The following is an 11,842-nucleotide window of genomic DNA, read 5'->3' on the forward strand; positions in this document are numbered from 1 at the left end:
ATCAGCCACGGTTCTTGCTCCCGAATTCCATATAGGCCCAGGGGATCACCACGATGATCACCGCCAGCAGCATCATCGTCGATGCGGCAAAGCCCTGACCGAGGTTCTGACCGCCAAACATATAGTCATAGACGTATTTCGCGGGCATTTCGGTTGCGATGCCGGGGCCGCCACCGGTCTGGGCCACAATCAGGTCGTAGACCTTGACGATGGCCGCCGCGACAAGGACCAGCGTGGTGATGAAAACGGGGCGCATCATCGGAATGACGATAAAAACATAGGTTTTCCACGCCGGGATGCCGTCGACCCGGCTGGCCTTCCAGATCTCCTGATCGATCCCGCGCAAACCAGCAAGCATCAGCACCATGATCAGCCCGGTGCCCTGCCACAGACCGGCGATCAGGACACCGTAAATTGCGATGTCGGCGTTGTAGAGCGGGTCAAAGGTGAAACTCTCCCAGCCGAGGCTGCGCAGGATGTGCTGAATGCCGAACTCAGGGTTCAGAACCCATTGCCAGACCAGCCCGGTGACGATGAAACTGAGGGCATATGGATAGAGGATGATGGTCCGGAACGTGCTCTCAAAGCGGATCTTCTGATCCATCAGGGCGGCGAGGATGAAGCCGATCACGAAGCTGAAGACCAGCATGCAGATACCGTAGATCAACAGGTTCTCGATCGACACCATCCAGCGGCGCGTGTCCCAGAGGCGTTCGTATTGGTCAAGGCCGACAAATTTCAGCTTCGGCAGCATTTTCGAGCCGGTGAAACTGTAGACGACCGTCCACAGGGTGCCGCCGACAAAAACGACAAGGGCCGTCAGAATCATCGGAATCGCCGCGATCTTGGCGGTGAGGTTGCGAAACAGGCGGTTGGGTCGTGAAGCAGCCATCAGGCGCCTCCCGTGCGTTGCATGCAGGATTTCTGGGTGGTCCCGACCCGCCCCGGAAGATCGTTCAATGGGGCAGGTCGGGCAGGGGGCTCAGAGGGCGCTCAGATCAATCCGCGTCGCCGATGATCTCGGCAAAGCGCTCTTGAGCGGCAGCGGCAGTCAGCGAGGTGTCGGCAAAGAACTCGACCATCAGATCTTCGATCTGCCGGGTGGTGTCCTGTGTGATCAACTGGTCGCCTCCGGGCAGCGGTTCTGCTGATTTCAGCACCGCGAGGCCTTTTTGCATGCAGTCATTGGCCGACGACAGATCCACATCGCCGCGCACCGGCAGCGACCCCTTCTTGAGGTTGAAGGCGACCTGCACTTCGGGCGAGAGCATCAATGCCGCCAGCTCCCCCTGCGCGGCGGTCTGGTCCGGATCATCGAGCACCGGGAAATAGAAGGCATCGCCTCCGGTGGTCAGCACGTTCTTCTCGCCAAGACCGGGCAGGCAATGGTAGTCGGTACCGGCGACCTTGCCCGCGACGGCAAACTCCCCCTGGGCCCAGTCGCCCATGATCTGGCCGCCGGCTTTGCCGGTGATCAGCATGTTGGTGGCCTGGTTCCAGTCCTGCACGTTGGAATTGGCCGCCATGCTGCGCGCCTGATCCACCGCCTCAAAGATCTTGGCAACATCCGGCCCTGCGGCGACCTCCGCATCCTTTTCGTCATAGACCTTCAGGTAGATGTCATTTGGCAAAAGCGCGATCATCAGAACGTCAAACGCCCCCTTTTGCTGCCAGCCCTGCTGACCCATTGCCATGGGAACGATGCCGGCCTCGGTGAGCGCAGGCGCGGCAGCGACAAATTCGCTCCAGTTGGTGGGCACAGGCACGCCCGCCGTCTTGTAGGCCGCGTCCGACAGCCATAGCCATTGCCAGGAATGGATGTTGATCGGGGCGCAGTAGATCTTGCCGTCGAGGGTGCAGGCATCAAGCAAGGATGGCGGGTTCACGATGTCCTTCCAGCCCTCGGCGGCGGCGATCTCGGTCAGGTCCCGCATCAGACCTGCCTCCACCAGCTCCTCCGCCTGACGCCCGTGGTTGAACTGGGTCGCGGCCATCGGGTCGCCGCCGGTAATCCGCGAGATCATCACTGGCCTGGCGGTATTTCCGCTGCCTGCAATGGCGCCGTCCTTCCAGCTGTGCTCGGTCTTGCTGTCAAAGGCCTTCGCCAGTTCAGCCACCGCAGCGGCCTCCCCCCCGGAGGTCCACCAATGGGTGACCTCCAGCTCTGTGGCATGGGCCGTACTCAGCCAGCACAGGGCGCTGGTTGCCGTCAGTAGTGTTCGAAGTGTGGTCATGTGTCTTCCTCCCTAACAGGCTCCTCCTACCGAGCCCCTCCTTCCGTCTGCGGCCTGTTTTCTGTGCACATGCCGCATCTGAAAACGTTTACATCGGCAGTTAAGCAAAGTTTTGCTTTCACGTAAACGATTACATGCTCTGGCGCAGAGAAACGGCTGACGCTGCGGTGCCGCCGATGTCCGCAGATCCCGCGATGAATGTTCATGTGTTTGAAATCACGTCCCAAATGGTCCTGAGACAGCCTCCGGTCCGGCGCGGAACAGGCGAGGGAGTCTTTGCCGTTGCCGCGCTGATTTCGCCGTTGGCGCCACCGACCCCGCTGTTGCCCGGCTGCGCGCTGTGTTGTCTTGCCCGAATCGACCGGCGTCGCTTTTGACGGCGTTGCCCCTGTCCCAAGCCGATGGTTTGCGGGCTGACATCGCGCCCCGCCGCCCCGGCGACGACATGTCGGGCCCGGCCGAGAGCTCGGTCACGAGTGTTGCAGTTGACGAATGTCTGGCGCAAAACTGTGCTGACGCTGGGAGGGGCCTGTTCAACGAACGTGCGCTCAGCAGGACATATGTAGGGCAGATGACTGATATGCACGACGGCAGCGAGCGGAGAGAAACCTACGATTTTGTCATTGTGGGGGGCGGCACGGCGGGCTGTGTGCTGGCCAACCGCCTGAGTGCGGACCCAAAGAACAAGGTTCTGCTGCTTGAGGCGGGCAAGAGCGATAATTACCACTGGGTGCATATCCCCGTGGGCTATCTCTATTGCATCGGCAATCCACGCACCGACTGGATGATGAAAACCGCGCCCGAAGCAGGCCTGAACGGGCGGGCGCTCAGCTATCCGCGCGGCAAGGTTCTGGGCGGCTGCACCTCGGTGAACGGCATGATCTACATGCGCGGGCAGGCGGCCGACTACGACATCTGGCGCCAGCTTGGCAATCCGGGCTGGGGCTGGGACGATGTGCTGCCCTATTTCCTGAAGTCCGAAGATCACCACGGTGGCGACAGCGAAATGCACCGGGGGGGCGGCGAATGGAAAGTGTCCGAGCAGCGCCTGAAATGGGACATTCTGACCGCGGTGCAGCAAGGCGCGGCGGAATTCGGCATCAAGCCGCGTGCCGATTTCAACGACGGCAACAACGAAGGGTCTGGCTTCTTCGAGGTCAACCAGAACAAGGGCGTGCGGTGGAACACGGCCAAAGCCTTCCTGCGCCCGGCGATGAAACGCAAAAACCTCCGGGTTCTGACCGAGGCGCATACCCACCGTCTGGTGCTGGAGGGCAAACGGGTTGTCGGCGTGGAATATCGTCGCGGTGGTGAGACATATACCGCCCTTGCCCGGCAGGAGGTTCTGCTGGCCGCCGGCGCCATCAACTCGCCCAAACTGCTGGAGCTGTCAGGCATCGGTCGTCCGGATGTTCTGGCGCGCCACGGCATCACCGTCCGGCACCCGTTGGCAGGCGTCGGAGAGAACCTGCAGGATCATCTGCAGATCCGCACCGTATTCAAGGTGCGGAACGCAAAGACACTGAACACCATGGCCAACAGTTGGTTTGGCAAAGCGAAAATCGCCCTGCAATACGGGCTCACCCAGAGCGGGCCGATGTCCATGGCGCCCAGTCAGTTCGGCATGTTCACCAAATCCCGCCCGGATCTGGAAACGCCGGATCTGGAATACCACGTGCAGCCCCTGTCGACAGACAAGCTGGGCGACCCGCTGCACCCGTTCCCGGCGATCACGGTTTCCGTTTGCAACCTACGCCCGGAAAGTGTCGGCTCCTGTCACCTGCAGAGCGCGGATTTGAACGATCAGCCGGACATTCGCCTGAATTACCTGTCCGCCGAGTCCGATAGGGCAGTGGCCTTGGCGTCGGTCAGGCAGGCCCGTCAGGTCATGACCGCGCGCGCATTGGCGCCATATGCGCCCGAAGAGATTCTTCCAGGGCCAGATTGCAACAGCGATGAGGACGTTCTCGGGGCGGTGGGCGACATCGCGACCACAATCTTTCATCCGGTCGGGACCTGCAGGATGGGGTCTGACGCTGCGGCGGTGGTGGATGCACGGCTGTTGGTGCACGGACTGTCGGGTTTGCGGATCGTCGATGCCTCGGTCATGCCCAAAATCGTCTCAGGCAACACGGCGTCACCGGTGGTGATGATCGCCGAGAAAGCCGCCGAAATGGTGCTCGCCGCCGCCCGCCCCTGATCCGTCCCGGGGGCTGGGGCCGACGCTCGCTTTGGGGGAGGAGGGTGGAGCGGGGCAGGGCCTTCGAGGGCGTGCTTTCTGAGGCCGGACTTTCAGAGACGGCGCTTTCAACGGCTGGCAGGCGCTGCGGGCCGGAAATGCGGGTTTGTGTTTGTGGTCTCTGCGGCGGCAAAACCAGCGCAGAAAGGCTGCGTCCTTTACACCATGTTAAGTGCGCTGTGCAATTTTTCCCCCAGTCTTTGGTACAAACCTGTCGTGGCGGCGTGGGTCGATAAAAGGGAAACGAGTTCATGGTTAAAAAGTTCGTTGAAATAGACCTCAAAGGCGCTGGCGAAGCTTTGATGAGCCATGCGGTCATTCTCAAATTGGAGCCGAAAAACCTGACTGTGGTGGCCGCCAGTGATCCGGCCCATGAGGCTTTTGCTCGGCTCAAAACCTCGGAAGACACGACGCTGACCGATCTGGTCGTCGACCAGGAGCACCTGCGTCGCGACGTTCAGGCCACCGCATCCGGAGATGGAAGCTTCTCCTTCCGGGTGAGGTTGAAGGACACTCCTGTGTCGCCCCAATTCCATGGTTTCATGCAGAAATCTCATGACGGCCACGTCTTTCTGACCGGAGGCATCGTCAAGCCGGACGAGGCCATTCTCGGCTACGTCGCGGCGATTGAACGCGCTCAGGCGATTGCGGAGTATGACACCGATGGCACGATTATGCAGGTGAATGACAACTTCTGCGGGCTTATGGGCTACAAGCGCGGTGATCTTATCGGCGCACACTATGGCCTGCTTTGGCCTGACCTGAAAGGCAAGCCGAAAGGGTTTTCCCGGATCTGGGATGATTTGCGGGGCGGCCAGGGCGTCGAGGGAGAGTACCAGCGGGTCGGGCGCAAGGGCGATCAAGTCTGGGTGCGCGCTGCCTTCAACCCGATCTTGGATCGCGACGGGCAGGTGGTCCGCATTGTTGAATATGCGATGGACGTCACTCAATCAAAACTGCAGTCTGCCGACAGCGCCAGCAAGATCGACGCCCTGAGTCGCAGCAGCGCGGTGATCGAATTTGACCTTGACGGTACTATTCTGGACGCCAATCCAAATTTCCTGGAACTGACGGGCTATACGCTCAAGGACATCGTCGGCCGCCACCACAGGATTTTCTGCGATGCGGACACGGCTAAAGGGGCGGGCTACGCGGCCTTTTGGCAAAAGCTATCGTCCGGAGAATATTCTCACGGCGAATTCCGGCGGCTGAAGAAGGACGGATCTCCGGTCTGGATTCAGGCCTCCTATAACCCGGTCTTCGGTCCGGACGGAAAATTGGTCAAAATTGTCAAATTCGCCTCTGATGTGAGCGAGGCACACCAAAAACGCGCCCAGATGGAGGCGCGTCTGGAGGCCGCGAACCGCAGTCAGGCGGTGATCGAGTTCGACCTCAACGGCCATGTTCTATGGGCCAACGATATTTTTCTCGATCTGGCGGGGTATACGCTGGATGAAATTGTTGGCCAGCACCACCGGATTTTCTGTACGAAGGACTACGCAGAAAGCCGGGCCTATGTGACGTTCTGGCGCAAATTGGCCAATGGCGAATACGACAGCGGCGTCTATCAGAGGCTCCGAAAAGACGGGTCCGATCTCTGGATCCAGGCGACCTACAACCCGGTCTTTGATCTCGACGGGAACCCGATCAAGATCGTGAAATTCGCCAATGACCTGACCGAATCAAAGGAAATTGCGGTCGAATTCGAGGCGAAATTGAATGCGGTCAGCCGTAGTCAGGCTGTGATTGAGTTCGATCTTGAAGGCACTATTCTCAGCGCCAATACAAATTTCCTCAATCTCATGGGCTATGATGCCGAGGAAGTTGTCGGCCAGAAACACAAGATGTTCTGCGAAGAAGAATATGCCGCGAGCGAGAGCTACCGCGAGTTTTGGAAGCAACTCGCGCGCGGAGAGTTCGCGGCGGGTGAATACAAACGGCTCGGCCGCGGCGGCAGGGAAGTCTGGATCCAGGCGACCTACAATCCGATCTTCGACCTGAAAGGCGCGCCGGTAAAGGTCGTGAAATACGCAAGCGACGTTACGGATGCCAAGAAGCAGTCGGTCGATGCCAACAACAAGATTGAGGCGATGAACCGCAGCCAGGCGGTCGTGCAATTCGATCTGGACGGAAATGTTGTGTCGGCCAACGAGAATTTTCTCAGCGTCATGGGGTATTCCGTGCGCGAAATCATTGGCCAGCATCACTCCATGTTTTGCGCGGCAGAGCACCTGAAATCACAGGAATACCGGGACTTCTGGCTCGCATTGAACCGGGGCGAATTTCAGTCAGGTCGGTTCCACCGGGTTGGAAAATTTGCCCGCGATGTGTACATTCAGGCCACCTATGCCCCCCTCATGGACCTGCATGGGGAACCCATGGGGGTGATCAAATACGCCGCCGATATCACCGAACAGGTCGCACGAGAGCTGACGATTCAACAGAATGCGGCAAAGATGATGTCCGCGGTCAATTCTCTGAGCGAGGCGATCTCTGATATCTCTTTTGCCACCAGCGAGGCCCGCAGCAAGGCGGCGGATACCGAACAGAACGCCACGCAGGGGTTTGAGGCGCTCAATCACACGATCGAAACGATCGAGTTGATGCAGCGCTCCTCTGGCGAAATTTCGGAAATTGTCAAAGTTATCGGTGAAATTGCCAATCAAACCAACCTTCTTGCCTTCAACGCGGCGATTGAGGCGGCGCGCGCGGGCGAACATGGTGTCGGCTTCTCGGTTGTCGCCGAAGAGGTCCGGAAACTGGCAGAACGAAGTTCTGAAGCGGCGCATAAGATTTCGCGACTGATTGCCGAATCCGAAGTCCGCGTTGATCAGGGAACAACACGGTCGGTCGCCGCACGGGATGCCTTCTCCCGTATCGTCGAAAGCGTCAATCTGACTGGGAAATCAGTGGACCAGATTTCAACAGCCGCCGACAATCAGCTCTCTGTTTCGAAACAGGTGGAGCAACTGATTGCCCAGTTGTCCGACGACCCCAAAGCGGCCTGATCCGGTGCGGGACGTCGTGGAAGGCACCGGGGGCGATGACATCCCGGAACCGGCGGATATGATGGTCGGTGTGGTGGAAATCGGTGGGATGTTGTTTGCCATCCCCATTGAGCATGTGCGGGAGGTCATCCCGGCTCCGATCCGGTTTCAGCGCCTGCCGACCCAGCATCCGGATCTGGTTGGGGGGGTGCTGCTGCGGGGCAAGGCAATTCCCGTTCAGGCCCTCCACCGTCGATTGGGGCTGGATGCGCCTGTGTTCAATACACAGGAATTGGATCTTTCTGATCCCGAGGTCGCGCCGGGCACCGGTGCCGCAAAGGGTGTGATTGTCGTTGTCCGCGCCAACGGTCGCGTTACCGGAGTCTTGGTCGACGTTGTGCGCTGTTTGTTGCAGCTGGGCGATACCTGGGCCCAAAACCTGCCTGAGGAGCCGGATGAACTCGTCTGCGGCGGCTATATCTGCGACAGGCACGGCCATTTTTCGTTGCTCTCCGTGCCGGAGCTTTTGTCGATCCCGCTGGCGCCATCCGATGAAATTTCGGCGACCACGCGTCGGCGATCCCGGGTGCGAAAGCTCGCTCACATCAAATTCCAGGTCGGAGAGCTGAACTTTCTGATTGCAATAAAGGATATCGCCTCGACCGTGCCGACCAGCGTGCTGGAACCCTGGCCGGTGAGCAGCGGCGGGTGTCTCGGTCTGATCAGTCGGCACGGAATGGAAATGCCGATGTTGGACACATTGGCCAATTTCGGCTTCCCCGGTTGTGGTGCGCGACCCACGGAAGCCTCTGGGATTGTTATTGAATACCCCGATGACCATGCGCTGTCATTCAATGTCGACCGCGTCGTGAGCGTCGTAAATATAGAAGAAGACGCCGTCTATAAATTTCCGCCAAGTGTCACCAGGCGGTGGAACCTCTTTGACGGCGTCCACATTGATGAGGGCGGCGATCAGTGTTTCGTTATCAATGTGGAGGCCTGCCGAAAGGATGCGGACCTTCTGAGGCTTGCGTCCACCTCGCACCGAAAAAAGCCGGAACCAAAGAAACGTATGGCCACGTCTTCCGGGCGCCAGGAGGCGGCTGCGAAAACATCGGACCATGGCAGCGGTGCGTCGGCGCTCGCGGGGATTCGCTCGCAGTCGAACCGCTATCTGACGGTCTGTGCGGCCGGTGATTTTGCCGTACCGATAGAGGCGGTGAGCGAAATCATGCGCGTGCCGGTGGCATTCGGGGCGGCTGATTTCGAGGGCCATCTGGTCAATTTGTCGTACCGCAATCGCCTGATGCCCGTTTACGATTGCGCACAGCGGCGCGGCAACGGGATGGGAAATTTCGGAACCGAAGCTGGCATTTTGATCCTGAAGAAGGACGGGCACCACTACGGTTTGGCGGTGGAGGCGATGAAATCAATTGATACGGGGCGTCTAAAAGGGTTCCGCAATTCCGATGGCTCCGCGAGCGAAGTGCCGTCTGAACAATTGGTCGAACTGGGCCTGGGCCCGAGCCGCCGTCTGGTCCCGGTCGAGGATCCGACATTACTGCTGCCCTAGGTGCAAGATCGCGGCAGCGTCCGAGCGAATTTTCAACTCCGGATGCGGCGCAGCATGGGTCAGACAGCGTTGGCCGGGACATCGGCATTTTCCGAGCATCGCCACGACGGGATGTTCCGATTTCCTATCCCAGCGGCAAGTGACGGCTGGGGAGCACACCCCCGCCAACAGACGCTCCGCGCCCGTTTGCAGCACCCGGCTTCAGCCCGGGCGGGCCACATCTGATCGAAGGGTGGACCGGCGGGGCATTTTTCGCTCTCCAAGCCGGATCCCACCGCCGGAAATGCCCGGAAGCGGGATCCACTTCGGGTGGCGGCCAAGCCGTTGGGCCGAAGCGAAGAAAGAACGCCGACGGTGGATCGAGAGAGGGAGGTTTGGCTCCGTTGTCCCCGATTCAGACGTGCCCGTTTCTACAGCGGCGCTGCGTGCCGACCGGGCCAGTTCGCTAGAGCGCAAATGCGAGTGTCACCATTGCCGAAAGGCGCAGTCTCTCTTCGGCGAGGAAACGCGGTCTTGGGCGGCGTAGCCTGCGTCATGCAGTTCGTTGAACGTCGCGACCGTCCGAACACCAGACATGGCAGGCAGGTCTGTGGCCGAACCCCAGCCCAGTTGACCGACCAGTTCGGCGTCGGGGGAAATCGTCGCGATGGCGACCACTGAGCAGCAACCATGACCTGGCAAGTCCATCGAGGTTCCCGCCGAGATGAAGGACCGGACAATGGCCGCAGTGTCGGAGGCGATGCGCCGCTCCGGCTTGACATGTATCGTGACCTGCAGAAAGAAGTGCAGGAGACCTCGCTCATCGTGATCATGTTCCAGGCGGCCTATCAGGTCGCTATGGATACCGTAGGGACCGGATATGTGACTGGCGCGACCGCCGATTTCGCCTATTCTCGCCTGGTCGAAAAAGACTGACACCCGCTTGCCGGACCGCCAACGCAGCGGTGGCCCGGATCCCATATCGCTTTCGCAGCCGGCCAGCTTGGCACCCCGCCAGTTTGGTCGCCGCCTGTCCCGGAGCCCCTCATGACCGCATTCCCCCGCAGCCAAGCCCGCCTCTCCGCCCTGCGCAGGCGTATGGCCGAGACCGGCACCGATCTTGTGGCCCTCGGCCCGTCCAGCCATATGGCCTGGCTGTCCGGGGTGCATCCGCACGGCGATGAACGCCCCGTCATGCTGCTGGTCAGTCAGGGCTATGCCGGGTTTCTGATGCCCGCCCTGAACGCGGCGGCGGCGCGGGCGGACACTGATCTGCCCTTTCACCCCTGGCGGGACGACGATGGCCCCGAAGCGGCGCTGGCCGCCCTCTTGCAGGCGAGCGATGCCACCGGGGCGGGGCTGTCGGTGGTGCTGGATGAAACCATGCGCACGGATTTCGCGCTGCGGCTTCTGGACGCGCTGGACGCGCCGCGTCGGCGCTTCACCGATGATACCGTGGGGCGGCTGCGTGCGGCCAAGGATGAGACGGAATTTCAGGCGATCAAGGCGGCGCATCTGATCAATGACCGCGCAGTCAGGTCGGCCTTTGCCGCGCTGAAGCCGGGCATGAGCGAACAGGACGTCGTCGAGGTGATCAAGGCCTCGTACAAAGAAGACGGCGCCGAGCTGGAGTTCTGTTCGATCTGTTTCGGCGCCTCTGCCGGTTTCCCCCATCACTATCCGGGCGCGACGCGGCTGGAAAACAACATGGCGGTTCTGATCGACACGGGCTGCCGACTGGATGGCTACCCGTCCGACATGACCCGCTGCGGGTATTTCGGCACGCCTGACGACCGCTATCGCGAGGTCTTTGGCATCGTTGAACAGGCGGTGCAGGCGGCCGTCGCGGCGGCCAAGCCCGGCGTGCGGGCCTCGGAGGTCGACAAGGCGGCGCGCGATGTGATCACGGCGGCCGGCTACGGTGGGCATTTCCTGCATCGCACCGGGCACGGGCTTGGTGTGGATATCCACGAACCCCCCTATATTTCCGCCAATTCCGACGTGGTTCTGGCCGAGGGCAATGTGTTCTCGATCGAGCCGGGCATCTATCTCGAGGGGCAGTTCGGCGTCCGCCTGGAGGAAATCGTGATCCTGCGCGCAGGCGGGGCAGAGATCTTCTCCGAGATGCCGCGCGACATGGTGGTTCTCGGCCAATAGGCGGGGGGCCACGGCACGGGGACACGGGCGCGCCGGGCTTCAGCGTCGCGCCGACGCGCCCTTTTGGTCGGGGGATCGGCGCAGCCCGTGGGTCAGATCAGCGCAGCCCGCGGCTGGCGATATCCTCTGCCAATGTCCCGAGCGCGGCAGAGCGCGCGGCGGCAATGGCCGGAATCCCCTGATCGGCAGCAAAGCTCTCGGTGATCTCGAAGCTGCGGGATCTGTCGGCGCGGTTCACGTCTTCGGGCGCAATGAAATACATCCCGCGCAGGGTGAATGTGCCGCTCTGGGCCGCCAGGAACTCTTCGAAGCGGACGTCGATCGTCACCTCGGGGCGGTTGAGAAACGGCCAGGGGTCCGAGGCGACCCGCGCCGATGTGACGGCGCTGAGCGCGCGCACCAGATGCAGGGTCACGGCCCGGTCTCCTTCATCCGCCCAGAGACTGTCGGCGCTGGTGGTCAGCTTGCCGAATTCATCCGCCAGCGTGATGTCCTGGGACGCGGCATAGGTCGGCAACGAGACCTCCCGCAGGGCGACAGAGCGGTAGGAGATCCGTACCGGCGCCGTGACGTCCGACTTCGGCACCACATAGAGGTCAGGATCGCCGCTGCAGCCGGCCAACAGGGCCGTGGTCAATGTCAGGGCAACGGCGGTCAGGGTCTGTCTCATGAT

The 11,842-nt window shown here is 61.0% G+C and carries 8 protein-coding genes; 5 read left to right on the forward strand and 3 right to left on the reverse strand.

What is annotated here, in order from left to right:
• Position 1: 1 nt before the first annotated feature.
• Positions 2-892: a carbohydrate ABC transporter permease gene (locus FGE21_RS09705; protein ID WP_139663089.1), complete on the reverse strand. Its 891-nt coding sequence runs from the start codon at positions 890-892 to the stop codon at positions 2-4.
• 106 nt (positions 893-998) lie between these two features.
• Positions 999-2,234, reverse strand: coding sequence for an ABC transporter substrate-binding protein (locus tag FGE21_RS09710; protein WP_139663090.1), 1,236 nt, complete (start codon positions 2,232-2,234; stop codon positions 999-1,001).
• A gap of 571 nt (positions 2,235-2,805) precedes the next feature.
• Here FGE21_RS09710 and FGE21_RS09715 point away from each other — a divergent pair.
• The 5 genes from FGE21_RS09715 (at position 2,806) to FGE21_RS09735 (ending at position 11,169) form a co-directional block, all read left to right on the forward strand.
• Positions 2,806-4,434, forward strand: coding sequence for a GMC family oxidoreductase (locus FGE21_RS09715; RefSeq protein ID WP_255731477.1), 1,629 nt, complete (start codon positions 2,806-2,808; stop codon positions 4,432-4,434).
• A 290-nt stretch (positions 4,435-4,724) separates the two neighbouring features.
• Positions 4,725-7,481: a PAS domain-containing methyl-accepting chemotaxis protein gene (locus FGE21_RS09720; RefSeq protein WP_218062773.1), complete on the forward strand. Its 2,757-nt coding sequence runs from the start codon at positions 4,725-4,727 to the stop codon at positions 7,479-7,481.
• Positions 7,447-9,033 carry a chemotaxis protein CheW gene (locus tag FGE21_RS09725; RefSeq protein WP_139663091.1) on the forward strand — a complete coding sequence of 529 codons (1,587 nt, stop codon included), beginning with the start codon at positions 7,447-7,449 and terminating at the stop codon, positions 9,031-9,033. Before FGE21_RS09720 ends, FGE21_RS09725 begins: the two co-directional genes overlap by 35 nt.
• Positions 9,034-9,702: 669 nt before the next feature.
• Positions 9,703-9,948 carry a hypothetical protein gene (locus tag FGE21_RS09730; protein WP_176695406.1) on the forward strand — a complete coding sequence of 82 codons (246 nt, stop codon included), beginning with the start codon at positions 9,703-9,705 and terminating at the stop codon, positions 9,946-9,948.
• A gap of 111 nt (positions 9,949-10,059) precedes the next feature.
• Complete coding sequence (locus tag FGE21_RS09735) at positions 10,060-11,169, forward strand: Xaa-Pro peptidase family protein (RefSeq protein ID WP_139663092.1); 1,110 nt, start codon at positions 10,060-10,062, stop codon at positions 11,167-11,169.
• A gap of 97 nt (positions 11,170-11,266) precedes the next feature.
• Here FGE21_RS09735 and FGE21_RS09740 read toward each other — a convergent pair whose 3' ends face one another.
• Positions 11,267-11,839: a membrane integrity-associated transporter subunit PqiC gene (locus tag FGE21_RS09740; protein WP_139663093.1), complete on the reverse strand. Its 573-nt coding sequence runs from the start codon at positions 11,837-11,839 to the stop codon at positions 11,267-11,269.
• Positions 11,840-11,842: the final 3 nt, after the last annotated feature.

Source organism: Phaeobacter sp. B1627 (assembly GCF_006265095.1).
Taxonomy (GTDB): Bacteria; Pseudomonadota; Alphaproteobacteria; order Rhodobacterales; family Rhodobacteraceae; genus Epibacterium.

Excerpts from the sequence above, each read along its gene's own strand:
- FGE21_RS09705 (WP_139663089.1), bottom strand. The coding sequence starts at position 892 with ATGGCTGCTTCACGACCCAACCGCCTGTTTCGCAACCTCACCGCCAAG.
- FGE21_RS09710 (WP_139663090.1), bottom strand. The coding sequence starts at position 2,234 with ATGACCACACTTCGAACACTACTGACGGCAACCAGCGCCCTGTGCTGG.
- FGE21_RS09715 (WP_255731477.1), top strand. The coding sequence starts at position 2,806 with ATGACTGATATGCACGACGGCAGCGAGCGGAGAGAAACCTACGATTTT.
- FGE21_RS09720 (WP_218062773.1), top strand. The coding sequence starts at position 4,725 with ATGGTTAAAAAGTTCGTTGAAATAGACCTCAAAGGCGCTGGCGAAGCT.
- FGE21_RS09730 (WP_176695406.1), top strand. The coding sequence starts at position 9,703 with ATGACCTGGCAAGTCCATCGAGGTTCCCGCCGAGATGAAGGACCGGAC.
- FGE21_RS09735 (WP_139663092.1), top strand. The coding sequence starts at position 10,060 with ATGACCGCATTCCCCCGCAGCCAAGCCCGCCTCTCCGCCCTGCGCAGG.
- FGE21_RS09740 (WP_139663093.1), bottom strand. The coding sequence starts at position 11,839 with ATGAGACAGACCCTGACCGCCGTTGCCCTGACATTGACCACGGCCCTG.